This is a genomic window from Marinicella marina (assembly GCF_030065545.1).
GTDB classification, from domain to species: Bacteria; Pseudomonadota; Gammaproteobacteria; order Xanthomonadales; family Marinicellaceae; genus Marinicella; species Marinicella marina.
In genome coordinates, this window is the sequence record NZ_JASJNC010000008.1 from 149,125 (window position 1) to 173,408 (window position 24,284).

Consider the following 24,284-nt stretch of genomic DNA (forward strand, 5'->3'; position numbering starts at 1 on the left):
GCCTACTCGTCAAAAGAGATGTGGATTTTACTTGAGCGGGCCACAGCTTGGCAACTCAATATGTACCCTGCTTTGGTCTCCCATTCTTCCAATGAGTAATTATTAATCATTTCAACATCGCCAACCAACAACTTACAACGACAAGTGGCGCATACACCCGCTTTACAAGAATAAGGCAAGTCGACACCTGCAGATTCAGCTGATTCTAGAATGGTGGCTTGCGTTCCTGCCACTAAATTGAACTCATGGTTGGCACCGTCGATGGTGACAGTGACACCAGCATCCTCTTTGATGGTTTTCTCAGCCAATGATATTTCTTGGCCATCGCTGAGGAAGCGTTCATTGTGTACTTTTGCTGGGTCTATTCCCAAATCAATCAATGTTTCACATACCTGGTCTATCATTGCACCTGGTCCACAAACAAAATAGCCATCTGCGCCAATGTGTTGTAGCAAATATTTATTGATGGTTTTGACTTTGTCAGCATCGAAACGACCTTGATACAAAGGCACATCCACTTGTTGGCGCGTTAAAAAGAAATGTAAACTCAGGCGACTACCAAATTGGTCTTTAAGCGCCGCAATTTCATCATGCAACAACACATCAGAAGTTTTACTGTTGCCGTAAAATAAAATAAATTCAGCTGTTTCGGTGTTTTCCATCACGGCATATATCATGCCCATGACAGGGGTGATTCCTGAACCTGCAGCAAATGCCACATAGGTTTCATGCTCCTGGGGACTGAGGGTAAAATGACCGCTGGGTGGCATCACGTCAATCAAACTGCCAGCCCGATAATCAGACTGGGCGGCTTGGGAAAATCGCCCATCATCTACCGCCTTGATCAACACATCAATTTCACCTGAGCGACTCGGTGCTGAGCAAATCGAGTAACTGCGGCGCAGCTCCTCACCATTGATGACAGCTTTAAAAGTTAAATGTTGACCCGCCTGGTAGGCAAACTCGGTTGCTAGATTATGCGGAATTGAGAGGGTCCAAATGATGCCGTTGGGCTGTTCTCTGGTCGATTTTATGGTTAGTTGATGGAATTTATGCATGGCATTTAAAATAATCAAAGGGCTCGAGGCAATCCTCACAGCGGTACAAAGCTTTACAAGCCGTAGATCCAAATTCACTGATACACTGGGTATTTTCAGATTGGCATTGGGGGCACTTGATGGTTTTTTGACCGACATCTAAAGGTGGCGCAATGCCATAAGCCTGCATTGCTGCTCGGCCTTTTTTGCTGATCATATCGGTGGTCCAGATTGGGTCATCGACCAGCATCACTTTAACCGCTGTGATGTGGTGTGCGGCCAAGGCGTTTTTTATGTCTGATTGGATGGCATACATTGCCGGACAGCCGGAATAAGTAGGAATGATTTTAACCACCACAGCATCACCAGTTATTTCAACACCTTGTAAAATACCTAAATCTCTGATGCTGATAACTGGTATTTCAGGGTCTTTGACTGCAGCTAATATCTTCTCAATGGTGGCCAGGTTCAGTTGCTTGTCACTGGCGGTCATTACCATTCACAACCAGGGTAAGCCCGCGGCAGAAACTGCATTTCAGCCAATAAGTAGCCCAAATGTTCTGAATGTTCACCTGCCAGGCCGCCAGTTGCTACCCAACCACTCTCTGGCAGTTTCAATTCACATGCGTTCAGGTGTTTTTCAACCAATTGGCGCCAGTTTTGTTTTATTTCATCATAATCTGGAATAACAGCTGCATTAATCAAACCCTGCATGTCCTCATCAACCTCAAACAATTCAGGAGTATAAAACCACAAATCGTCCAAAGCCTTTTGGATTTTTAATTGAGCCGTTTCAGTACTTAATGCCAAACGCTCCACCCAAGCCTCACTGCGCTTAAGGTGGTATTTGACTTCCATCAATGCTTTTCTAGCTGACAGTGCCAAAGTTTCGTTGTTGGAGTTTTGTAAGCCTGTAAAAAGATATAAATTGAATGCATCAATGAAATACTGTTTCAAAGTGGTATAAGCAAAATCACCCCGAGGCAACTCAGTGATGATGGGATTGCGGTATTCATGCGCATCACGTAAAAAAGCCAAATCATCAGCGGACTTCTCATTACTTGTCAATGCCGCAGCCTGTTGATAAAACATTTGAGCATGGCCAATGGCATCCAAAGAAACATTGGTCAACGCCACATCTTCTTCTAGATAAGGCCCATGACCACACCACTCGGCAAGACGTTGGCCCATGGTTAATGAGGAGTCGGCCAGTCGCAGCAAATACTGGTATAAAGCTTGTTCACTCACTGTAACTGTCTGATTCATTACATGTTCTCCACTTCTTTATCCAATGGGTAAAAAGTCGGATGTCGATATACTTTGTCTTCTGCTGGGTCAAACCATTCATGTTCTTGTTTGGGATTGGAGGCAGTGATTTTATCGGCCTCAACTACCCAAATACTGACGCCTTCTTTGCGTCTGGTATATACATCACGGGCATTGAGCAATGCCATTTCAGCATCACTGGCATGTAATGAACCCACGTGGCGGTGGTTCAAACCTGATTTGGCCCTGATAAAGACTTCATACAACTTTAATTCAGACATCAAGCTGCCTCGCTTTCATTGTTGTCTTTTTGACGCTGATGATAGACCTCAGCAGCTTCTCTGACCCAAGCACCTTGCTTGTGGGCATCAATTCTGGCTTGCAAACGTTCTTTGTTACACGGCCCATTGCCCTTAATGACTTCAAACAATTCGTTGAAATCGATTTCACTGTGATCGTAATGACCAGTTGCTTCGTTCCATTTCAGTTTTGGATCGGGAATGGTCAAACCCAAGTGTTCCGCTTGTGGCACGGTGGCATCGATGAATTTCTGGCGTAAGTCGTCGTTAGAAAATCGTTTGATTTTCCATTTCATTGACTGTTCAGAATGTTTTGAATCTTTATCACTGGGACCAAACATCATCAATGCCGGCCACCAAGTTCTGTTCAAGGCCCGCTGAGCCATGTCTTTTTGTGCCGCCGTTCCTCGCGCCAAAACAGTCATGATTTCATAACCTTGCCGCTGATGAAAACTCTCTTCTTTGCAGATACGCACCATTGAACGTGCGTAGGGACCATATGAAGCGCGACACAGCGGAACCTGGTTCATGATGGCAGCACCATCAACCAGCCAACCAATGGCTCCCATATCAGCCCATGAGGGTGTTGGATAGTTAAAGATTGAAGAGTATTTTGCTTTTCCTGTGAGCAGTTCTTCGGTCAACTGATCTCTTGAGACACCCAATGTCTCAGTGGCTGAGTAAATGTACAAGCCATGACCAGCTTCATCTTGAACCTTAGCCAATAAAATCATCTTGCGCTTCAACGAAGGGGCGCGAGTGATCCAGTTGCCCTCTGGCAGCTGACCCACGATTTCAGAGTGGGCATGTTGGGACATTTGACGGATCAGCGTTTTACGATAAGCCGCTGGCATCCAGTCTCTGGGTTCGATTTTTTCTTCTCTGTCAATTTTAGCTTGAAACTCAGCCAATAAATCAGCTGGTTCTTGTTGCCCTTTGGCGTCAGTTAAACCTTGTGAATACATAAATTTCTCTTTCTAAGTCGCTTTATATTTTAACGTTTTCATCGTCAATTTGATGTTAATTATAATGCTTAATCTGGTCGAGTCATACACGTTTCAACAGCAGTGCCATACCCTGGCCCACACCGATACACATGGTGCACAATGCGTATTCACCCTTGATTCTGTGTAACTGGCGAATGGCACTCAGTGCCAATCTGGCTCCACTCATACCCAGTGGATGACCCAATGCAATAGCGCCACCATTGGGATTAACCCGAGGATCATCATCGTCAACACCCAACATTCGCAAGACCGCCAATCCTTGTGAGGCAAATGCCTCATTCAATTCAATCACAGCCAAATCATCGGTGGTAAGGCCATATCGTTTTAAAAGTTGTTTTGTGGCAGGCACAGGACCAATACCCATCACCTCAGGATCAACACCGGCGACATTGGCACCTACAAATTCTGCCAGCGGCTGCAAAGCATATTTTTTAACCGCTTCTTCTGATGCCACCAACAAGGCACAAGCTCCGTCATTGACCCCAGAGGCATTGCCTGCTGTGACCGTGCCATTTTGTCGGAATGGCGTTTTTAATTGGGCTAATTTTTCCAATGTGGTACTGGCCCTGGGATGTTCGTCAGTTGATACTGTGATGTCATCCCCTTTGCGTTGAGGAATTGTAACCGGCGCGATTTCCTCAGCAAATACGCCTTGTTTTTGTGCCACTGCTGATTTTTGTTGGCTGCGGTAAGCAAAGAAGTCCTGATCTTCACGACTGACTTTGAATTTCAGCGCCACGTTCTCACCGGTCTCAGGCATAGAATCTGTGCCATACTGCTGATGTAATTTAGGGTTGATAAAACGCCAACCTAATGTGGTGTCAAAAATTTCTGCTTTTCTGGAATAAGCGTGGGTTGCTTTGGGCATCACAAAAGGCGCTCGAGACATGGACTCAACGCCACCAGCAATCATCACTTCAGCATCACCAAATGCGATGGTTCTGGCTGCAGTGGCAATGGCATCTAAACCAGAGGCACACAATCTATTGACAGTCATGCCTGCCACACTGGATGGCAAACCAGCCAATAATGCCGACATTTTTGCCACGTTGCGGTTGTCTTCGCCGGCTTGATTGGCGCAGCCAGCAATCACATCATCCACATCATCACCAGTTAACTGAGTATTGCGCTGCATCAGTGCATCAATGACATGTGCCAGCAAGTCATCGGGCCTGACACTGGCCAAAGCACCGCCAAAGCGCCCTATGGGTGTTCTGATGCCATCACAAATGTATACTTTTCTCATAATTGGTTCCTGATGTAAGGTGATAAGCGGTAACGATCATCACCGAACCAACCAAACAGGCGCTGTAAAGTTTGAGCCACCAGCGACCACCCCAGTTCTTCACCGAAAGCCAACAAGCCTTTCGGGTAATTCACACCATAACGCATCGATAAATCGACATCCTTGGCAGAACAAACACCATTGAATACAGCATCCGCCGCTTCATTGATGAGCATCACCACTGTTCTCAGCGCAATCAAAGCTGGTTGGTCAGGGGTTTCAATCACATTTTTACCCATGTGGTTGAAACAAGCCACGATACGATTTTTCATGAATTGATTAACCCCAGGACTGAAACACAAGTTAACCGCTTGCGATTTTTTATAATCAAAAGACACATCAACCAAACACACAGCTTGGTTGGTTTCTTTTTCTATCTCTCTGGCCAAACGGCCATCTGACAGCCGCAACTCACAACCACTGACAATCACTTGGTCACCGTGCCATTTGCGTTGGTCGTATTCAAAGTCACAAAACATTTTACTGAAAAATGTTTCCTCCTCTGGCACCACCAGTGAATCGAATGTTGCATCACTATAAAGGTATTCAGGTTTGGGATTGGCTGCTCCAGGTCTATGGTTATAAAACCCTTGCTGGGTTTTTTTACCCAGTTGATTGGCGTTGACCATCTCGCCTTGAATCAGTGAAGGCCTGAATCTGGGATCGTTGAACATCGCCTCATAAACCGTTTGACTGACCGCATAATTGATATCGATACCAATTAAGTCCATCAAAGCAAAAGGCCCCATTCTGAAACCGGCTGCCGTCATAACCGCATCGATTTGATGGAATTCAGACAGTCCTTCTTGTAACATTTTCAGCGGTTCACCATAGTAAGAACGGGCCACTCTGTTGACAATAAAGCCAGGAGTTGATTGGGCCATAACCGCTACTTTCTGCCATGACTTACATATTGCCTTGGCTTGTTTAAGATATGCTGAATTGGTCTGTTTACCGCTGATGATTTCAACCAGTTTCATTACTGGCGCTGGGTTAAAGAAATGCATCCCAAAAAGTCGCGATGGATCTTTCATCGCAGCAGCAATCGCCGTGATCGATATGGAAGAAGTGTTGGTGGCTAATAATGCTTCACTGGAAGTGATGATTTCTAAGGTCTTAAACAGTTCTTGCTTTATTTTTAAATCTTCAATAACAGCCTCTACCACCAAGTCACAACCACTGAAATGGGCCAAATCATCAACAACTTCTATGCGACTGGCGATTTCAGATGCTTGCTGTTGAGTGATTTTGCCTTTGATGACCCTTTTTTTAAGTCGGGCCTGCATACTCGTCAGAGCTGTCTTGGCTTGCTCATTATTGACATCAAATAATACCACTTTTTGACCATGAGCTGCAGCCACTTCACAAATGCCTATACCCATGGTTCCGGCACCAACCACGCCTACACTATTCAGTTCTTTGTTGTTTGTTTTTTCATTCATCAGTGACCTTTAAAAACAGGTTTTCTTTTTTCGTTAAATGCGGCAACACCCTCAGCAAAATCATCACTGAGACCACACACTCGTTGAACATCACGCTCCCGATCTAAGTGCTCGCCAAAGCGGTTGCTGTAAGATTCATCAAATATATTCTTAATGAAGGATAAAGCACGGGTGGGCCTGTTGGCCAGTGTTTCTATTAAATTACCGACTTCTTGTGTAAAAGTTTCATCATCTATGGCGCGGTAAATCATACCCCAACTGACTGCTTCTTCAGCCATCACTGGGGTGCCTAACATGGCAATGGCTTTGGCCTTCGCCAAACCAATCAATTTAGGTAAAACCCAGGTCCCATTACAATCAGGAATCAAACCAATATTTGAAAATGATTGAATGAATTTTGCTGATTTTTTAGCCACAACAATGTCACAATTTAATGCAATATTGGCACCGGCTCCTGCTGCCACTCCGTTGACCGCACAAACCACAGGGGCTTGAATTGATTTCAATAAGCGTAGGTTTTTGTTGTAACCATTTTCAAGTTTGTCACCTAAATCCATTTTTTCACCGCTTTTTCTCTCGCCTAAATCCTGTCCAGCGCAAAACCCTCGGCCTGCTCCAGTTAAAAGCACACACCTGATGTCGCTGTCGTTGACCAAATCAGTAAGCACAGCAAAAAACTCATCATGCATGGTGGCTGAAAAAGCATTGAGCTTGTCAGGGCGATTAAGCGTCACCGTAGCAATGTGATTTGACTTATCGTATTGGATGGTCTTCAGGTCGTTAAATTTGTCAGGCATTTGATTCATAAGAGGTATTTATAAGAGCACAATATTATACTGCAATAATGTGGTTGCTGTTTTTATTGATTCACCAATATTTTAAACTTTCAATGGCAACAACCATATCGACATAATACCAAAAAAAAACGAGCCATTAGGCCCGTTTTCAAATGTTTAATGAGGTGGTTATTTACCCCAGAAGGCCATCCAAGTAGCCCATTTGCCAGGCCACAGCTACGGCACCTCCTAACACCAATACTGTCACCAACCATTTGACACCACCACTGCTTTTTTCTACCACTGCGGGAGTTTCTTTGCGAGGCGCCTGTTTACTTTTGCTGGCGCTGCTTTGTTGTTCTAGTGCAGGATCAGTCATACCAGGGGTTTGAATCAAAAATCGAATGTTATCGATGCGCAATTCATCGCCCACTTTCAATTCGGCTTTATCGATTTTATCTCCATTGACATAAGTGCCATTAGAAGACCCCAGATCAGTGGCCACGAGACCATCTGCCTCGGCATCAATCTGTACATGTTTTCTTGAAATACCGTCGGCGTTGACACAGATATGACATTCAGAGTGACGACCCATAATGGTGGTCCCTCGCAACGGATAAGTTTTTCCAAAATATGCCCCGGACACACCACGTAATACGAACTTCGGTAAAGCCATTCGAACTCGTGTACGGTTGTCATCTTCCTCTTCTTCTGTTTCCTCTGAAGATGCTAATTTCATGTGAACTTGCGCCGCAATTATTAAGTCCCCTTCACGCAATTCTTTTGATTTGGTTACCAGTTTACCATTGACCGAAGTGAGCCTTGCTTCACTATCAATTGTTAACACGCATTCGCCATCTGTCAAAGTCAAGGTGGCGTGAATTGCCCCCAAACCTTTGTCTTGAATACTGACATCATTGTTTTCTGCACTACCAATGGTATAACTACCCTCAGTTAGCTCGATGTCTTTATGATCCCCTTGTGGAAAATGTAATTTCATAAGTGTGTCCTTTAAGCTTATTTCGCTGATTATGTTTTTTAATTATAGCAAACAATAGTTACAACTCAAACAAGCAATTTATTTGGCTTTATTGACCTTGCTTTTGTTATTCATATATGGCTTCAGAACTGCTGGTACAGTGATGCTACCATCGTCATTTTGATAGTTTTCCATCACAGCTATCAAAGTTCTGCCAACAGCCAAACCAGACCCATTTAAGGTATGCACCAATTGTGGTTTTTTAACATCGGCATTGCGAAATCTGGCTTGCATGCGACGGGCTTGAAAATCTGTACAGTTAGAACATGAAGAAATCTCTCTGTAAGTGTGTTGAGCCGGCACCCAAACCTCTAAATCGTAAGTTTTAGTGGCCGAAAAACCCATGTCTCCGGTACACAAAACCAATTTACGGTATGGTAATTCGAGGTCTTGTAAAATAGCCTCAGCATGCCCAGTCATCTCTTCCAATGCTGCAAATGAATGCTCAGGATGGACTATTTGAACCATTTCTACCTTATCAAACTGATGCTGTCTGATCATGCCTTTGGTGTCTTTACCATAACTGCCAGCTTCACGCCTGAAACAAGGGGTGTGCGCGGTCATCTTGATGGGCAGTTCAGCCTCGTCAAGGATGGTATCTGCCACCAAGTTGGTCAATGGAACTTCTGCTGTTGGAATCAAATAACGTTCATCTTCAGTGATAAAAGCATCGTCCGCAAATTTCGGTAACTGTCCGCTGCCTTGCATGGTTTCGGCATTAACCATATAAGGCACATAATATTCTTTGTAACCATGCTGTTGCGTGTGTTTGTCTAACATGAATTGTGACAAAGCGCGGTGCATTTGTGCCATTTCACCAGTCAATAAAGTAAAACGAGAACCTGACAAACCAGCTGCTGACTCAGCATCTAAGCCTTGATTATTTTGGCCCAATTGCACATGGTCTTTGACTTCAAAATCAAATGTTTTTGGTGTGCCCCAGGTGCTTACTTCAACATTGTCATTCTCATCATCGCCCAAGGGCACTGAATCATCAGCCAAATTAGGCGTGTATAAGGTGACCGCTTCCATCTCAGTAAGGATGGTCTTTAATTGGTTTTTTGACTGTTCCAACTTGTCTCCAATACTGGCCACTTGACTCAACAAAGGCTGAATGTCCTCTCCTTTGGCTTTGGCTTGACCGATTGATTTGGAAATGGTGGTTCTTTGATTCTGTAACTGCTCAGTTTCAACCTGAATGGCTTTTCTTGAGGCCTCAAGTTGTTGCCAATTTTGCACATCTAATTGATAACCCCGCTGGGCCAATTTTTCAGCGGTCTGTGTTAATTCGTTGCGTAATAACTGAGGATCTAACATGATCTACCTGTCCTGATTGAAATTAAGGCTGGCATTTTAGCTCAGTTCAAAGGCTTTGAGAAGCCGGTGCTGAACTATCTTAATTAACCCTGATATGAAACCTCAGTCAATTCAGCTGTTTCGCACCTGAGGTGCTTTGATATATGAACTGATTGTCATCACTGCTGTGTTTTTCTAGCCACTGTTCATGACTTTGCATTTCTTCCTCACTAGGTTTAACCACCTTCAGTGCAGGCAAATCTGACAAATCAAAATTGAAACTGGCGTGATTACTGTTTTGACTGGTATCTAGGTTTAATTTGGTTTGGCCACCAGTCATGGCCAAATAAACTTGGGCCAGGATTTCCGAGTCAAGTAATGCACCATGCAATGTTCGGTGATCGTTACCAATACCATACCTTTTACACAAAGCATCCAGGTTATTTTTGGCACCCGGGTGTTTCTTTTTCGCATAATCCAGGCTGTCAGTGATGGTACAGATGTCTTCAATGCGTATCTGCTTCCCACACAGGCTTAATTCATGGTTGATGAACCCCACATCAAATGGCGCATTGTGAATCACCAGTTCAGCACCTGTCACAAAAGCCAGAAACTCATCAACGATGGTTTCAAACAATGGTTTATCTGCCAGAAATTCGTTACTCAAACCGTGAACTGCCAATGCTTCTTCATCCACCGCGTACATTGGATTGATGTATTGGTGGTAATGCAATTCGGTTACTTCGCGGTTGATCACTGCCAAAGCACCAATTTCGATGATTCTGTGACCATCTTGGGGTTTTAATCCAGTGGTCTCTGTATCTAACATAATGAGTTTATTGTTACTCATGTTCTCAATAGCTCCGCTTGTTCTCTGGCAGCTGTATCAACCGCTTCGTTTTCTGGGTGGCCAGAATGGCCTTTTACCCAATGCCATTTGACTTGATGTTGTTGCAGTCTCTTATCTAAAGCTTGCCATAAGTCGACATTTTTGACCGGCTCTTTTTTGTTGCGCATCCAGTTTTTTTTCTTCCAATTAATCATCCAAACCTTAGCACCGTCCATGACATATTTAGAATCTGTATACAATTCAATGTCACAAGGCTCTTTCAATGCTTTCAACGCTTCAATCACAGCCGTCAGTTCCATTCTGTTGTTGGTTGTTTCAGCGGTATTTCCTTTAATCATTTTGCGTTTTCCCTGAAAACTCAGCAAGGCCGCCCAACCCCCTGGCCCTGGATTACCCAGGCATGAGCCATCGGTAAATATTTCTATTTTTTTTGTCATTGTAATTGGCATCAACGGCAACCTTTAGCCGCCTTCAGTATTTAAAAAATGATTGGTGCATGATAAATGATTATGGCATCATTGAGCCACTGCTGATTTAAAAAAACATCACATTTATATGTCAATCCAAATCAATCCGATTCCAATTTTCAACGACAACTATGTTTGGGTCATAGATAACGGCACTCATGCGGTGATTGTTGATCCAGGCAAAGCCGAACCAGTCAATGATTACCTTCAACAACATCAGCTTAAGTTATCTGCCATTCTGATTACCCACCACCATTGGGATCACATCAATGGTTTGGAAACATTAATAGCACAACATCAATGTAGCTCTTTTGGACCAGTCGAAGACCGCATAGAACACATAAGCAATCGAGTTAAGGAAGGTGATGTGGTTAATTTACCAGAGCTGGATTTATCATTCAGGGTAATCGAGACACCTGGGCACACAACCAGCCACATTTGTTTTTTTGGTAATGATTTATTATTCTGTGGTGACACATTATTTTCAATGGGCTGTGGCAAGATGTTTGAAGGCACCCCAGAACAATATATTCACTCACTTAATAAACTTAAAGAGCTGTCACCTGAAACCATGGTTTATTGCACCCATGAATACACCTTGAGCAACATTGCATTTGCGCAGCGCATAGACCCTGATAATGAGGCCATTGCCAAGAAAAAGTCCAAGTCTGAACAATTAAGAAGCCATGATTTGCCGACATTACCATTTAAACTATCCGATGAAATCAAACTCAATCCGTTTTTAAGAACTGATGACCAAGCATTTCGAGACGCCCTGTCCACCAAGAAAAATGTGAAGCTTGATGATGAAGCATCATTTTTTGCTTTTCTGAGAACAGCCAAAGACAATTTTTAGTGGTTTTGCCATTTTTATTACAATTATTGAAATTATTTACTTGGTTGACTAAGGCATAAGTTGTATCATAAATTGATGGAAAATCACAAAATATGAAACTATTGATATACATATCTGTTTCATTGGCTGTTTTACTGCAGTCAAATTTTGTTTCTGCTCAAGACAATCAGTCTGAACGCCAAACATATAAAATTGGCTATTTTGATTCAGCCCCCCTTTCCTTTCGCAACAATGATTTACAACAAGCCGATGGTTTTGCCATTGAGTTAATGAATCAAATTGCTGATTTGAATGACTTCAGTATTGAATGGTATTACGATGAGTTTCCCAACTTACTTAATTTAATTAAATCCAAACGCATTGATGGTATTGTCAGTGTTGGATACTCATCTGAAAGGGCTCAGTTTATGAGTTATTCATCAAACAGCTTTGCCAATGTTTGGGGGCAAGTATTTTTGCCTGCCAATTCCAGCATAGAGAATTTGTTTGATTTAGATGGTAAAACCATTGCTTTGATGGCCACCGGTGTGAATGGCATTAATTTCATCAACCAATGTGAGATTTTTGAAGTCAACTGTAATTATGTCTATGAAAACAGTTACCCAGAAGTGTTTAAAAAACTGAACCAAGGGCTTGTCGACGCTGCTGTTTCTAACAATATGGTCGGGCTGAGTTTCCAGGACCAGTTCAGCATTTTTCCAAGCAGTATCGTTTTTGACCCTTTTAAAGTGTTTATTGCTGTACCCAAAAACACCAACAAACAGCTGTTATCTAGTTACAACCAGACCATGGCTGATTGGAAAAAAAATCCAGACTCATTCTATTACCAAACCAGGTACAAATGGACCACCAACATCAAAGAGGACATCATTCCAAACTGGATTTGGTATTGGATTTTCGGTTTGGTGACCTTTGGTTTAATGACCGGATTGGCGGCATTTTTATTTAAACGACAAGTCAACAGCCGGGTCAAAGAATTATCTGACAGAGAACATCAGTTGGATCAAATCATCAACATCGTGCCACATATGATATTTGCCAACAGTGAAGATGGCCGCCTGATCCTGGCCAATGACACTGCACGTGATTTATTCGGCATCAAGCAAAATAGCGATGAGCACCTAAACGTTTTTGATACCCTTAAAGCGCATGAAGGCTTCCAAGACTTGGTTACCTATACCCAATTAACTAATCCATTTGATACCGAAATAGAAATCAAAGACCATGCCGGTCATGAAAAAACATTGATGATGACAAAAGTGCCCTATTCTGCCAGCAACAAAACTAAGGCGGCTGTGGTAACGGTGGGTGTCGATATTTCTCAGTTGAAGGCTTACGAAAATGAAATCATGTACTTGGCCAAGTACGATGCCTTAACGGGTCTACCAAATCGTGACTTGTTGAAAGATCGACTGAAATCATCCTTGACCCGGGCCATTCAATACAATCATGTTGGCGGCATTCTTCATATTGATTTAGATAACTTTAAAAACATCAATGACTCCAAGGGGCATAAAGTTGGAGATATATTAATCAAAAAAGTGGCTTTGCGCATCAAGTCTTGTGCCAACCCCGGCGATACCATCGCCAGGCTCGGTGGTGACGAATTCATCATTGAACTTCCAGAGTTAAAAAATGATGCCAAAATAGCAGAAACGCAAGCCATTGAAATGGCCCAAAGCATTTTAGAAAAAATCAAACAACCCATTGAAATCAATAACCAACATTACCACATCACCGCCAGCATGGGATTGGTTATATATCCCAGAGACGGAGAATCTCACGCCACATTACTGCAACGAGCTGACACTGCCATGTTTGAGGCCAAATTCAAAGGCAGAAACAGAATCCAAGTATTTAATAAAGACATAGAAACCAAAGTGATGAAAAATCACTTGTTAGAAAATGACCTCAGACTGGCTTTGCAAAACAAAGAAATCAACATCGTTTATCAACCCATAGTGAATGCCAGCAACGGACAAATGGCTGGTTCAGAAATACTACTGCGCTGGTTACACCACAGTGAGGGCGAGATCATGCCTGGTGATTTCATTCCCATAGCCGAACGGGCTCAACTGATTCTGGAAATTGGTTATTGGACCATTGAAGAGGCATGTAAACAAATAGTTAGTTGGCGTAATTTAACCAAAAACCCGTTCTTTTTAGCAGTCAATTTATCGGTGATACAAATCAGGGACAAGACCTTTTTACAACGTGTGACCGACTTAATTGAAACCTATCAAATTCCTCATAATCATTTGGAATTTGAAATGACAGAAAGCATTTTGTTGACTGAGAGTAAACGATCACTTGAAATGATCAAACAACTTAAACTGTTGGGCATCAAATTATCAATTGATGATTTTGGTACTGGTTATTCCTCATTTGACTACATCAGAAAATTACCTCTGGATAAAATCAAAATCGATAAATCATTCATCAAAGACATACCCGACGATAACAGCAGTACCACCATCGTAAAAACCATTTTAGCCATGGCTGAAGAGATGCAACTGGAAGTGGTTGCTGAAGGCGTTGAAACCGCTGAACAGGTGGAGTTCTTGAAAAAACATCACTGTCAATACTTTCAGGGCTACTATTTCTCAAGGCCCAAACCCATCAAACAGCTGAACCAAACGGTTAATTTTTAATTGTTTTATTTTTTTGGCGCTGGCTGCGGGCGCTCATACACCCACTTCAACTCACTGGATAAATCTTCTCGATAACGGTAACCATCGAAGCTCAAGTCTTTTATGTCCGCCATCTTTTCAATACCATTTTTTATGATGGCCTTGGCCATCATGCCCCTGGCTTTCTTGGCATAAAAAGAAATGATGCGAGTTTTGCCATTTTTGCTGTCTTTAAAATCAATGTTGAGTACTGGTGCCTTGAGCTTTTTGGCTTTGACTGCCTTGAAATATTCATTGGATGCCAGATTCACCACATAATCATCTTCAGACAGTTCGTTGTTGATTAAAACAGTCAAATCATCTCCCCAAAACTGATACAAGTTTTCACCCTTGGGATTATTCAACTTGGTCTTCATTTCTAAGCGGTATGGCATGATTAAATCAAGTGGCCTCAAATAACCATACAATCCAGATAATATGCGCAAGTGTTGTTGTGCGTATTGCCATTGATCCGCATTGAACTCAGAGGCTTCCAAACCAGAATATACGTCACCCTTAAAGGCCAGAGCCGCCTGTTTGGCCACACCTAATTTAAATGGTGTCTTGAAAGACTGAAACCGTTCATAATTGAGTTCAGCGATGTTCTCACTGACCGACATCAATTCGGCAATCTTGTTCGGCTTGTATTTTTTGAGCTGTTTGGCAAGGACTTCGCTTTCATCCAGCAATACTGGCTGGGTGTATTCTTGAAGTGGGTGTTGGTCAAAATCTTGGCCCTTTGAAGGCGACAATAAAATCAGCATGGTAATCGTTTAATTATTTTGGTCAATGTCTTGGTTATATGGGTTAATTCGGATGGTTCAATGATAAATGGCGGCATTATGTAGATCATATTCATAAATGGTCTGACCCAAACCCCTTCCGCGGCGGTTTGCGATTGAAATGCCTGCCAATCACAATTATTATCTGAAAAAAGTTCAACTACGGCGATCGCACCCAATACCCTGACATCTTTCACATGTGGCAAACCAATCAATTCACCCAGTTCCGATGTCATTTGTTTAGCCATGGATTCGATTCGTGCCTGCCAGTTTGATTCAAGCAATAAATTAATGCTGGCCAAAGCTACTGCACAAGCAAGAGGATTGGCCATGAAGGTCGGACCATGCATGAAATTAGTTGATATGCCTTTCGCCACTTTTTGGTTGCACAAAACGGCAGATAAAGTCATGTAGCCACCGGTCAATGCCTTCCCTAAACAAAGAATGTCTGGAACAACTGCTGCATGTTCATAAGCAAACAATTTACCGGTTCTGCCAAAACCTGTTGCTATCTCATCGAATATTAATAACACATCGTATTGATCACACAGGTGTCTGACTTCTTTCAGATACTCGGGCGAATAAAAATTCATGCCGCCAGCACCTTGAACAATTGGCTCAAATATCACCGCAATGGTTTTATCATGGTGTTGTTTCAGCACACACTTAAATTCGTCCAAGCATTGATCCTGCCATGCATCGTTGAAACCACATTGGGGTGAGTCAATAAAGATATGTTTGTTCAACAGTTTATTGAATTTATGGTGCATGCCTGTCACAGGATCGCAGACTGACATCGCACCAAAGGTGTCACCATGATAGCCCTTGGCGAAGGTAATGAATTGTTTTTTTTCTGTCTCACCTTGTTCAAAACAATATTGAGCTGCCATTTTCATAGCCACCTCAACAGCCACCGAACCAGAATCAGCAAAAAACACCGCATCTAAAGATTCATCGGTTATCTCCAGCAGTTTCTTTCCCAGTTCGATGGCAGGGCGATGAGTTAAACCGCCGAACATGACGTGAGACATTTTACCTAACTGTTCAGTCACAGCTTGGTTAAGGACTGGGTGGTTGTAACCATGAATACAACACCACCAAGATGACATGGCATCAATCACTCGGGTGCCATCCTGTAAATACAGATAAACCCCTTCAGCACGATCAACTGCTTGTACTGGAGTTGGTTGGTTCAAATTAGTATACGGGTGCCAGAGGTGTTTTTGATCAAATTCGACGTCCATATCAATCAATCACGTGTCGAATCAGTTCATTATCAAATCCTCTGCGGTATAAAAATGCCTGACGCTTGGCTTTCTCTTTGTAATCATGCCAAGGCTCGCCACGGTATTTTTTTTCATATACCTGCTCAACCAAAAGATAGAAGTCCAGTTCGACAGTTTGTAATGCCGTTTCAATTTTTTCAGAACTGACGCCCTTCATGGCCAACTCCCTGTTGATCCTTGATGGGCCATAACCTCGGTTTGAACGAGCCCGCCAATATGACTCAGCAAACCTCAGGTCAGAAACCAGGTTGTCCTCCAGCAAGTCAATCATCAAAGCATCAACCACACGTTCATCATGTTTTTTGTTGATTAGTTTGTCTTTGAGCTCTTGGCATGAATGCTCACGCATTGCAAGACTGCCCAAAGCTGAGGCACGGGCTCGTGCCTCAGGCGTATACTTTTTTTCAGCAGCCATTAACCCTCGAACGGATCAACTTCAGCAGCTTCTTGACTTTCAACCACATCCTCAGGCTTGGGTAATAAAATATCACGTATTTTTTGTTCAAGCTCAGCGGCATCTTCAGGGTTTTCTTTGAAATAGGTTTTGGCGTTTTCTTTACCTTGACCTATGCGGGTTTCGCCATAACTGTACCAAGCACCCGCTTTGGACACCAAGTTGTGTGCCACGCCTAAATCTATCAACTCGCCCAATAAGGAAATGCCTTTACCATAGAGAATTTCAAATTGAACCTGCTTAAATGGCGGTGCCATCTTATTTTTAACGACTTTAACGCGGGTGTCATTGCCGATGATTTCATCGCCTTTCTTAATGGCACCGATGCGACGAATATCCAAACGCACAGAAGCATAGAATTTCAAAGCATTGCCACCCGTGGTGGTCTCCGGGCTACCAAACATCACTCCAATTTTCATGCGTATTTGGTTAATAAAAATAACCATACAGTTGGTGCGTTTGATGTTTCCAGTTAACTTTCTTAAAGCTTGTGACATCAAGCGGGCCTGTAACCCCATGTGCGAATCACCCATGTCACCTTCAATTTCAGCTTTGGGTGTCAACGCTGCAACTGAATCCACCACAATCAAATCAACTGCATTTGAACGAACCAACATGTCACAAATTTCCAAAGCTTCCTCACCTGTATCAGGTTGTGACACCAATAAATCATCAATATTAACCCCAACTTTTGCTGCATAAGACGGGTCCAAGGCATGCTCAGCATCTATGAATGCAGCAGTACCACCTTTCTTTTGACACTCAGCCACTGCATGTAATGTCAAAGTGGTTTTACCACTTGACTCAGGCCCATAAATTTCTACCACACGTCCACGTGGTAATCCACCTATTCCCAATGCCACATCCAAGCCCAGAGAGCCAGTTGAGTACACGTCAGTGGTTAATGCTTGGTTATCGCCCATGCGCATCACCGAACCTTTACCGAATTGTTTGTCTATTTGGCCTAAGGCTGCTGCCAAGGCTTTTTTCTTGTTGTCGTCCACTTTGTTTTGCTCCACAAGTTGTAAGTTACTTTTAGTCATTTATATCACCTATTATCGCATGTTCTTGAGACCGAAAAAATCAGTAATTTCTGAGACAACCATCAACTTTTTCGTACTTATTGAGTATTATCAATGGCTTATTCTCATAACTTGAGAATGAATATTTTTAATATTTATTTTTTCATTTCTGAATGACTGCATCAGCATTAAAATGCAGCAGCCTGCCACCTATCACCCAACATATTTTTACCCTTTCAAAGGCATCGATTTTGATATTCTTAAATTCCGAACATGCTCATCTATTTTTTGTGATATCAATCCCCTCTCATTCGGTTTTATAATATGTATTCAATAACAACAAAGCAGAGAGGAATCATTATGATTATCAAGCACAAGTCCAAATGGTTGATCACAGCCATGCTATTTACGGGATTCAGTTCAGCCCCCCAAGCCAACACCGCAGCCAAAAGCAATCAATTTTGGTGGCCGGAACAATTGAATTTACAGCCACTCAGACAACATGCTGTTGAGTCCACACCTTATGGTGTTGATTTTGATTACGCAGCCGCCTTCGCAACACTGGACTTAGACGAAGTCAAACAAGACATCACTGATGTTTTGACTGAATCACAAGATTGGTGGCCAGCTGATTATGGCAATTACGGTCCATTTTTTATTCGCATGGCTTGGCACAGTGCAGGTACTTATCGCACCTTAGATGGGCGCGGCGGTGCTGGTGGTGGACAACAACGTTTTGAACCACTGAACAGCTGGCCAGACAATGCCAACTTGGACAAGGCCAGACGTTTGTTGTGGCCAGTTAAACAGAAGTACGGTAAGAACCTGTCATGGGCAGACTTAATGATATTAACAGGTAATGTGGCCATGGAATCAATGGGCTTTAAAACCCTTGGTTTTGCCGGTGGTCGAGCAGATGACTGGGAAGCTGATTTGGTCTATTGGGGACCTGAAACTGAATTTTTGGCAGATGAACGCTATGAGGGCGAGAGAAAACTCAAAAAACCTTTGGCGGCGGTTCAAATGGGTTTGATTTATGTCAACCCTGAAGGGCCTAATGCCAACCACGACCCGGTGGCCGCAGCTCATGACATCAGAGAAACTTTTGGCAGAATGGCCATGAATGACGAGGAAGTGGTGGCACTTATTGCTGGTGGTCACACTTTTGGCAAAGCCCACGGTGCAGTGAAACCTAGTGACTGTATCGGTCGAGAACCTGCTGCAGCTGAGCTTGAGGAACAAGGATTCGGTTGGACCAGCAAATGCGGTAAAGGCCATTCAGAGGATACCATCACCAGTGGTCTGGAAGGCGCATGGACATCAAGCCCTGCACAGTGGACTCATCAGTACTTAACCAATTTATTCGGTTTCACTTGGGTACAAACCAAGAGTCCTGCCGGCGCCACTCAGTGGATTCCGGATGACCCAGCAGCTGGTAATTTGGTACCTGATGCTCACTTACCAGACAAACGCCATGCGCCAATCATGTTCACCACTGATTTGTCGCTGAAAAAAGACCCTGCTTATCGAGCCATTGCGGAACGCTTTTTGAAAAACCCTCAAGAATTTGAACAGGCTTTTGCACAAGCCTGGTTTAAGTTGACGCACAGAGACATGGGCCCCAAAGCCAGGTATGTTGGCAAAAACGTTCCTGAGCAGACTTTCATGTGGCAAGATCCAGTGCCAAAGGCTGATTATGAAACCATCAATGACCGTGATATCAAAAAGCTCAAGCAACAAATCATGGATAGTGGTTTATCACAAACAGCGTTAATCAAAACAGCTTGGGCGGCAGCAGCTTCATACCGTGTCACTGATATGCGCGGGGGTGTTAATGGTGCCAGGATTCAATTAGAACCACAAAAAAGCTGGGCCGTTAATGACCCGGCAGATTTGGCTGAGAGTTTAAAAGCTTTGAGGATGATCAAAGCAGACTTTAATGAGAAAAAATCCAAAAGAAAGGTTTCATTGGCTGATTTAATCGTATTAGGTGGTGCTGTGGGTATAGAGCAAGCAGCGAAGAAAGCTGGTATTGATACAGTTGTACCATTCGTTCCTGGTCGTACCGACGCAACACAAGAGCAGACCGATGTGGATTCATTTGAAAACTTACGTCCCACGGCAGATGCATTCCGGAATTACTACGAGGCGGACAACTACCATTCGCCAACAGAATTAATGGTCGACAAAGCCAATTTGCTGGACTTAACGGTACCAGAGATGACTGTTTTGGTTGGTGGAATGAGGGCGCTTGATGCCAATGCGGGTAACAGCAAACATGGTGTTTTGACCAACACGCCTGGTACTTTGAATAATGCAGTATTTGTTAATCTGTTAGACATGCAAACCAAATGGAGTAAATCCGCTGACCAAGCCGGCATTTATGAAGGTCGAGACAGAACCAGCAATGAATTAAAATGGACGGCTACTCCAGTAGATTTAATCTTTGGTTCACACACTGAACTCAGAGCCATTGCTGAAGTTTACGCTGCCAATGACGGCAATGAAATGTTTGTCAATGACTTTGTTAATGCTTGGATTAAAGTGATGCAAGCCGATCGATTCGACATCAAGTAATAATTTTTTAAGGTATTTAAAAGCCAGTCATCAACTTCCGCTTAAAGAAGTTCGTTGACTGGCTTTTTTTATGCCATTAACAAACAGTTAATATTCAATTTTATTCACGCCTAAACTGACTTTTGAGTTGCGCAATGGTGGCGCTATTTTGTTAAACTAGCGGATTTGTTGGCCACTTTAACCGCATGAAAGACATTTCAAAACATACCCCCATGATGCAACAGTTTTTGAAGATAAAAGCTGATTATCAAGAGATGTTGTTGTTCTATCGCATGGGTGATTTTTATGAGTTATTTTTTGATGATGCCATCAAGGCCGCCAAGCTACTTGACATCACCCTAACCCATCGTGGAAAAACCGGTGATAACCCCATTCCCATGTGTGGCGTGCCTTACCATGCTGTTGATAATTACCTGGCCAAATTGGTCAAAAAAGGTTTATCTGTTGCCATCTGTGAACAAACCGGAGATCCTGCAACCAGTAAAGGACCAGTTAAGCGTGAAGTACAAAAAATTATCACGCCAGGTACAGTAACTGAAGAAGCATTGATGGACGCCAACCGTGAAAATCTGTTATTGGCTATTCATCAAAATTCGCGAGGTTATGGCTTGGCTTATCTGGATTTGTCTAACGGCGCTTTTAAAGTCCAACAAATGGACAGCTTCAACACACTAGAAGCCCAACTCACCCGCTTATCGCCCAGCGAAGTTCTGCTCTGTGAAAACAGTGCTTTGGCAGAAAAACTGAAACACTTGAATTGTATCAACAGACCAGAATGGGATTTTGATCAAGAGTCAGCTGTACACACCATTACCAGACTGTACCAATTGAATGACTTGGGAGGATTTGGCATCAATGAATCCGATATATTTATTGCAGCAGCTGGTGCCCTATTACAATATGTTCAGCACACTCAAAAAACCGAGTTAAAACACCTTCAAGCCATACAAATTGAGCTGCTTGATGCCTACCTACATATCGATGCACAATCACGCAAAAACTTAGAGATTGATCACCACCCAGATGGTAAGGATGAACTCACATTGTGCGGCTTCATTGATCAATGCGCTACCGCTATGGGCTCACGAAAAATCAGGCGTTGGGTTAAACAACCTTTGCGAGATCGCAGCGTTTTAAATCAACGACTGGCAACCATTCAAGCTTTGATTGAAAGTGCCCAAGTTGATGCCTTACAAAGCCAATTAAAAGGCATTGCTGACATTGAAAGGATTGTCACTCGCATCAGCTTATTAACAGCCAGACCCAGAGATTTGGTGGCACTGCGAGAATCATTGACTGTGGTTGCTGAATTGAAAGAATCAGTAGACTCAATCAACGGTTCTAGTCTGAACTCCATCAAACAAGCATTAAACCCGCACACTGAAATTGCTGAGTTATTGACAACCGCTGTGAAAGAAAACCCACCTGTGGTGATTCGCGATGGTGGTGTCATCGCTGACGGTTATGATCAACATCTAGATGAATTACGCAACATCAGCAATGATGCTGGTCAGTACATGCTGGATTTTGAAACTGAACAACAAGAAATATCGGGAATCAGTGGCCTTAAAGTTGGTTATAACCGCGTTCATGGTTATTTTATAGAAGTATCTAAACTGCATGCGGATAAAGTACCTGAGCATTATATCCGCCGCCAAACCCTCAAAGCGGTGGAGCGATACACCACACCAGAATTAAAACAGTTTGAACAAAAAGTTTTGTCCAGCAAGGAAAAATCACTGGCACATGAAAAAGAGCTGTATATCCAGCTATTGAGTTCTTTCGTTGACCAAATAAGTTCGCTGCAACTACTTGCAGACACCGTCAGTGAACTGGATGCTTTGTGCAACTTGGCTGAAAGGGCTGTTACCAATCAGTTTTGTAAGCCTGTACTGTCTCAAGAATTAAATATCGAAATCAGACAAGGCAGGCACCCTGTGGTTGAAACCATACAAGACACGCCATTTGAACCCAATGATTTGGTGCTCAATGACCACGATAAAATGTTAATCATTACTGGACCAAACATGGGTGGTAAATCAACCTATATGCGCCAATCTGCGATCATAGTTTTGATGGCTGCCATCGGTAGTTATGTTCCAGCTCAATCTGCTGTTATTGGTGATATAGATCGTATTTTTACCCGCATCGGCGCTGGTGATGATTTGACCAGAGGGCGTTCAACCTTTATGGTTGAGATGTCTGAGACAGCCACCATCTTGCACAATGCAACTAAAAATTCATTGGTCTTAATGGATGAAATTGGGCGAGGTACCAGTACTTTTGATGGCCTCTCTTTGGCCCATGCTTGTGCTGTTCATTTAGCCAATACCAATCAGTCTTTTTGTTTATTTGCCACCCACTATTTTGAAATTACCGAATTAGAGCAGCAAATCCCAAGCATCAAAAATGTTCACCTCAATGCGGTTGAACACCAAGATCGCATTGTATTTTTGCACAGTGTAAAAGCCGGCGCTGCCAGTAAAAGCTATGGCCTACAAGTGGCTGCATTGGCCGGCCTACCAAGTGCCACACTTAAAAATGCGAAAACTTACTTGAACCAACTCGAAAATCAAGAAAATACCCATCAACCCGTCCAATTCTCACTGTTTCAAGAAGAATTAAACCAAGATTCTAAAGTTGAGAAAAAATTGAAGGGCATAGATCCGGATGAATTAACTGCCAAACAAGCATTAGATTTGATTTATCAACTGTACCAACTGGTGAAATAAAAAAAGCCCAATAAGGGCTTTTTTTTATTCGTTCTTCTGTATTCTAAAGATCAAATTCTATCCTGTAAATACGTGTGATGTTGTCACTGATTCCGTATGAACTGGGCGGGTCAAACAACCAGTCATTAACAGATTGCACCGCATTTTTACCAAAAATTCTGCCCTTACGTGAGTATTTAACCGGTGATGCGGAAACCACTTCACCAGCAGGATTGATGGTGATTTCAACATCCACCCAACCTTCTAGATTCTGAATCGCGGCTCGAGGCGGATAAACCACTGCCTTTCTATCAACAATCTTCCACTCATAGTTTGTGCCGTTTTCTTCATCAACAGCTTCTTCAGCAGTTTCAATAACTGCAGCGTCTGCAGCGGTGGTAGTCGTTGTATTATCAGATTCAGCCTCATTAATTGATGACACGGCTTCAGACTCAACCGGCTCAGCAGAAACAGGCTCTACCACCTCATTTGTGGCCTCCGCAACAACCTCATTGCCACTTTCCTCGTCAGCGTTAACAGATAAAACCGCGGCTTCATCTGTTGATAAGTTTAACTCATCTTCTTCTGCCAAGTTGGTTTCAACAACAGGCTCTTCTGTCTCAAGAACCAGGTTTGAATCTTCTTCAGCTGGCGCTTCACCTGGCAGCTCCTCAATAACCACTGCTTCAGTTTCAACCGGTTCATCCTCTACAGCTTCATTGACAACAGATTCAACTGCTATTGGTTCGGGTTCGGGTTCGGGTTCGGGTTCTGATTCAACCACAGGCTCAACAACTTCTGACTCAGCATCAGAATCTGATGACTGTCTTACACCAATTTCGGTGTTGATAGGCAGTTCAATTTCAATTTTAGGTTTTTCTTGAAGGCCAAACTCAGACATATCGAGCTCAATTTCATTGTCGATATCAGGTTTAAATTCTGTGGTTTTTAAATCAGTGGTTTTTTGACGCTCTGGCAGGCCTTTGGACCAACTGGGACGTTTGTTTTCTGCATCATCGGTTTTGTTATCATCGTTTTGTGCATCAACAGCAGCTACAAAAGAAAGCAAAACCAATGTAACAATCAGTTTATTCAACATGTATTAATTCTCGGGATTAACGCTTTCTTTATATTTTAGCGAGATAAACAAAGTTTGCAATCAA

Annotated in this window: 21 protein-coding genes; 4 read left to right on the forward strand and 17 right to left on the reverse strand. The window is 42.9% G+C overall.

Features of this window, described 5'->3' with window-relative positions; all coding sequences use genetic code 11:
• Positions 1 to 2: 2 nt before the first annotated feature.
• From QNI24_RS13245 to rnhA, 12 genes are all read right to left on the reverse strand, one after another.
• Positions 3 to 1,058, reverse strand: coding sequence for a 2Fe-2S iron-sulfur cluster-binding protein (locus QNI24_RS13245; protein WP_267176569.1), 1,056 nt, complete (start codon positions 1,056 to 1,058; stop codon positions 3 to 5).
• Complete coding sequence (paaD, locus tag QNI24_RS13250; RefSeq protein WP_267176568.1) at positions 1,051 to 1,530, reverse strand: 1,2-phenylacetyl-CoA epoxidase subunit PaaD; 480 nt, start codon at positions 1,528 to 1,530, stop codon at positions 1,051 to 1,053. The genes QNI24_RS13245 and paaD overlap by 8 nt, the downstream gene beginning before the upstream one ends.
• A complete protein-coding gene (gene paaC, locus QNI24_RS13255) occupies positions 1,530 to 2,303 on the reverse strand; it encodes a 1,2-phenylacetyl-CoA epoxidase subunit PaaC (RefSeq protein WP_267176567.1) in 774 nt (257 codons plus the stop codon). Before paaC ends, paaD begins: the two co-directional genes overlap by 1 nt.
• Positions 2,303 to 2,584, reverse strand: a complete 282-nt coding sequence (paaB, locus tag QNI24_RS13260; protein ID WP_267176566.1) for a 1,2-phenylacetyl-CoA epoxidase subunit PaaB — start codon at positions 2,582 to 2,584, stop codon at positions 2,303 to 2,305. The genes paaC and paaB overlap by 1 nt, the downstream gene beginning before the upstream one ends.
• Complete coding sequence (paaA, locus tag QNI24_RS13265; RefSeq protein ID WP_267176565.1) at positions 2,584 to 3,567, reverse strand: 1,2-phenylacetyl-CoA epoxidase subunit PaaA; 984 nt, start codon at positions 3,565 to 3,567, stop codon at positions 2,584 to 2,586. Before paaA ends, paaB begins: the two co-directional genes overlap by 1 nt.
• An 82-nt stretch (positions 3,568 to 3,649) precedes the next feature.
• Positions 3,650 to 4,855, reverse strand: coding sequence for a 3-oxoadipyl-CoA thiolase (gene pcaF / locus QNI24_RS13270; protein ID WP_267176564.1), 1,206 nt, complete (start codon positions 4,853 to 4,855; stop codon positions 3,650 to 3,652).
• Entirely contained in the window at positions 4,852 to 6,336 is a 1,485-nt protein-coding gene (locus tag QNI24_RS13275) for a 3-hydroxyacyl-CoA dehydrogenase (protein ID WP_267176563.1), read from the reverse strand. Before QNI24_RS13275 ends, pcaF begins: the two co-directional genes overlap by 4 nt.
• On the reverse strand, positions 6,336 to 7,133 hold the full coding sequence (locus tag QNI24_RS13280; RefSeq protein ID WP_267176562.1) for an enoyl-CoA hydratase-related protein: 798 nt from the start codon (positions 7,131 to 7,133) through the stop codon (positions 6,336 to 6,338). The genes QNI24_RS13275 and QNI24_RS13280 overlap by 1 nt, the downstream gene beginning before the upstream one ends.
• A gap of 172 nt (positions 7,134 to 7,305) precedes the next feature.
• The gene (locus QNI24_RS13285) at positions 7,306 to 8,112 is read right to left on the reverse strand and encodes an FHA domain-containing protein (RefSeq protein ID WP_267176561.1); all 807 of its coding nucleotides are present in this window, start codon (positions 8,110 to 8,112) and stop codon (positions 7,306 to 7,308) included.
• 78 nt (positions 8,113 to 8,190) lie between these two features.
• Entirely contained in the window at positions 8,191 to 9,468 is a 1,278-nt protein-coding gene (gene serS, locus QNI24_RS13290; RefSeq protein WP_267176560.1) for a serine--tRNA ligase, read from the reverse strand.
• A gap of 106 nt (positions 9,469 to 9,574) precedes the next feature.
• The gene (gene dnaQ / locus QNI24_RS13295; protein WP_267176559.1) at positions 9,575 to 10,297 is read right to left on the reverse strand and encodes a DNA polymerase III subunit epsilon; all 723 of its coding nucleotides are present in this window, start codon (positions 10,295 to 10,297) and stop codon (positions 9,575 to 9,577) included.
• Positions 10,294 to 10,734: a ribonuclease HI gene (gene rnhA / locus QNI24_RS13300; protein WP_267176558.1), complete on the reverse strand. Its 441-nt coding sequence runs from the start codon at positions 10,732 to 10,734 to the stop codon at positions 10,294 to 10,296. Before rnhA ends, dnaQ begins: the two co-directional genes overlap by 4 nt.
• A 118-nt stretch (positions 10,735 to 10,852) precedes the next feature.
• Here rnhA and gloB point away from each other — a divergent pair, with 118 nt between their 5' ends.
• Both gloB and QNI24_RS13310 read left to right on the forward strand, forming a co-directional pair.
• Positions 10,853 to 11,620, forward strand: a complete 768-nt coding sequence (gene gloB, locus QNI24_RS13305; RefSeq protein WP_267176557.1) for a hydroxyacylglutathione hydrolase — start codon at positions 10,853 to 10,855, stop codon at positions 11,618 to 11,620.
• Positions 11,621 to 11,712: 92 nt separating this feature from the next.
• The gene (locus QNI24_RS13310; protein ID WP_267176556.1) at positions 11,713 to 14,271 is read left to right on the forward strand and encodes an EAL domain-containing protein; all 2,559 of its coding nucleotides are present in this window, start codon (positions 11,713 to 11,715) and stop codon (positions 14,269 to 14,271) included.
• 5 nt (positions 14,272 to 14,276) lie between these two features.
• On the opposite strand, the gene yaaA is transcribed toward QNI24_RS13310, so the two are convergent.
• The 4 genes from yaaA to recA are packed head-to-tail and all read right to left on the reverse strand — an operon-like array spanning position 14,277 to position 17,815.
• Positions 14,277 to 15,053, reverse strand: coding sequence for a peroxide stress protein YaaA (gene yaaA, locus QNI24_RS13315; RefSeq protein WP_267176555.1), 777 nt, complete (start codon positions 15,051 to 15,053; stop codon positions 14,277 to 14,279).
• On the reverse strand, positions 15,047 to 16,315 hold the full coding sequence (gene bioA, locus QNI24_RS13320) for an adenosylmethionine--8-amino-7-oxononanoate transaminase (RefSeq protein ID WP_267176554.1): 1,269 nt from the start codon (positions 16,313 to 16,315) through the stop codon (positions 15,047 to 15,049). The genes yaaA and bioA overlap by 7 nt, the downstream gene beginning before the upstream one ends.
• A gap of 1 nt (position 16,316) precedes the next feature.
• Positions 16,317 to 16,772 (reverse strand): regulatory protein RecX, encoded by a 456-nt coding sequence (locus QNI24_RS13325; protein WP_267176553.1) that lies wholly within the window; start codon positions 16,770 to 16,772, stop codon positions 16,317 to 16,319.
• Positions 16,772 to 17,815: a recombinase RecA gene (gene recA, locus QNI24_RS13330; RefSeq protein ID WP_323373322.1), complete on the reverse strand. Its 1,044-nt coding sequence runs from the start codon at positions 17,813 to 17,815 to the stop codon at positions 16,772 to 16,774. Before recA ends, QNI24_RS13325 begins: the two co-directional genes overlap by 1 nt.
• Before the next feature lie 417 nt (positions 17,816 to 18,232).
• Here recA and katG point away from each other — a divergent pair, with 417 nt between their 5' ends.
• Together katG and mutS are read left to right on the forward strand one after the other, a co-directional pair.
• The gene (gene katG / locus QNI24_RS13335; protein ID WP_267176687.1) at positions 18,233 to 20,410 is read left to right on the forward strand and encodes a catalase/peroxidase HPI; all 2,178 of its coding nucleotides are present in this window, start codon (positions 18,233 to 18,235) and stop codon (positions 20,408 to 20,410) included.
• Between the two features lie 185 nt (positions 20,411 to 20,595).
• Positions 20,596 to 23,142 (forward strand): DNA mismatch repair protein MutS, encoded by a 2,547-nt coding sequence (gene mutS / locus QNI24_RS13340; RefSeq protein ID WP_267176551.1) that lies wholly within the window; start codon positions 20,596 to 20,598, stop codon positions 23,140 to 23,142.
• Between the two features lie 43 nt (positions 23,143 to 23,185).
• On the opposite strand, the gene QNI24_RS13345 is transcribed toward mutS, so the two are convergent.
• Positions 23,186 to 24,220, reverse strand: coding sequence for a TonB family protein (locus QNI24_RS13345; protein WP_267176550.1), 1,035 nt, complete (start codon positions 24,218 to 24,220; stop codon positions 23,186 to 23,188).
• Between the last annotated feature and the right edge of the window lie 64 nt (positions 24,221 to 24,284).

What these genes read in the sequence shown, in the direction of transcription:
- mutS (WP_267176551.1), top strand. Translation starts at nt 20,596, where the DNA reads ATGAAAGACATTTCAAAACATACCCCCATGATGCAACAGTTTTTGAAG.
- paaC (WP_267176567.1), bottom strand. Translation starts at nt 2,303, where the DNA reads ATGAATCAGACAGTTACAGTGAGTGAACAAGCTTTATACCAGTATTTG.
- katG (WP_267176687.1), top strand. Translation starts at nt 18,233, where the DNA reads ATGCTATTTACGGGATTCAGTTCAGCCCCCCAAGCCAACACCGCAGCC.
- QNI24_RS13245 (WP_267176569.1), bottom strand. Translation starts at nt 1,058, where the DNA reads ATGCATAAATTCCATCAACTAACCATAAAATCGACCAGAGAACAGCCC.
- yaaA (WP_267176555.1), bottom strand. Translation starts at nt 15,053, where the DNA reads ATGCTGATTTTATTGTCGCCTTCAAAGGGCCAAGATTTTGACCAACAC.
- paaB (WP_267176566.1), bottom strand. Translation starts at nt 2,584, where the DNA reads ATGTCTGAATTAAAGTTGTATGAAGTCTTTATCAGGGCCAAATCAGGT.
- QNI24_RS13280 (WP_267176562.1), bottom strand. Translation starts at nt 7,133, where the DNA reads ATGCCTGACAAATTTAACGACCTGAAGACCATCCAATACGATAAGTCA.
- pcaF (WP_267176564.1), bottom strand. Translation starts at nt 4,855, where the DNA reads ATGAGAAAAGTATACATTTGTGATGGCATCAGAACACCCATAGGGCGC.
- QNI24_RS13285 (WP_267176561.1), bottom strand. Translation starts at nt 8,112, where the DNA reads ATGAAATTACATTTTCCACAAGGGGATCATAAAGACATCGAGCTAACT.
- QNI24_RS13310 (WP_267176556.1), top strand. Translation starts at nt 11,713, where the DNA reads ATGAAACTATTGATATACATATCTGTTTCATTGGCTGTTTTACTGCAG.
- serS (WP_267176560.1), bottom strand. Translation starts at nt 9,468, where the DNA reads ATGTTAGATCCTCAGTTATTACGCAACGAATTAACACAGACCGCTGAA.
- dnaQ (WP_267176559.1), bottom strand. Translation starts at nt 10,297, where the DNA reads ATGAGTAACAATAAACTCATTATGTTAGATACAGAGACCACTGGATTA.
- paaA (WP_267176565.1), bottom strand. Translation starts at nt 3,567, where the DNA reads ATGTATTCACAAGGTTTAACTGACGCCAAAGGGCAACAAGAACCAGCT.
- bioA (WP_267176554.1), bottom strand. Translation starts at nt 16,315, where the DNA reads ATGGACGTCGAATTTGATCAAAAACACCTCTGGCACCCGTATACTAAT.
- QNI24_RS13325 (WP_267176553.1), bottom strand. Translation starts at nt 16,772, where the DNA reads ATGGCTGCTGAAAAAAAGTATACGCCTGAGGCACGAGCCCGTGCCTCA.
- gloB (WP_267176557.1), top strand. Translation starts at nt 10,853, where the DNA reads ATGTCAATCCAAATCAATCCGATTCCAATTTTCAACGACAACTATGTT.
- rnhA (WP_267176558.1), bottom strand. Translation starts at nt 10,734, where the DNA reads ATGACAAAAAAAATAGAAATATTTACCGATGGCTCATGCCTGGGTAAT.
- QNI24_RS13345 (WP_267176550.1), bottom strand. Translation starts at nt 24,220, where the DNA reads ATGTTGAATAAACTGATTGTTACATTGGTTTTGCTTTCTTTTGTAGCT.
- QNI24_RS13275 (WP_267176563.1), bottom strand. Translation starts at nt 6,336, where the DNA reads ATGAATGAAAAAACAAACAACAAAGAACTGAATAGTGTAGGCGTGGTT.
- paaD (WP_267176568.1), bottom strand. Translation starts at nt 1,530, where the DNA reads ATGACCGCCAGTGACAAGCAACTGAACCTGGCCACCATTGAGAAGATA.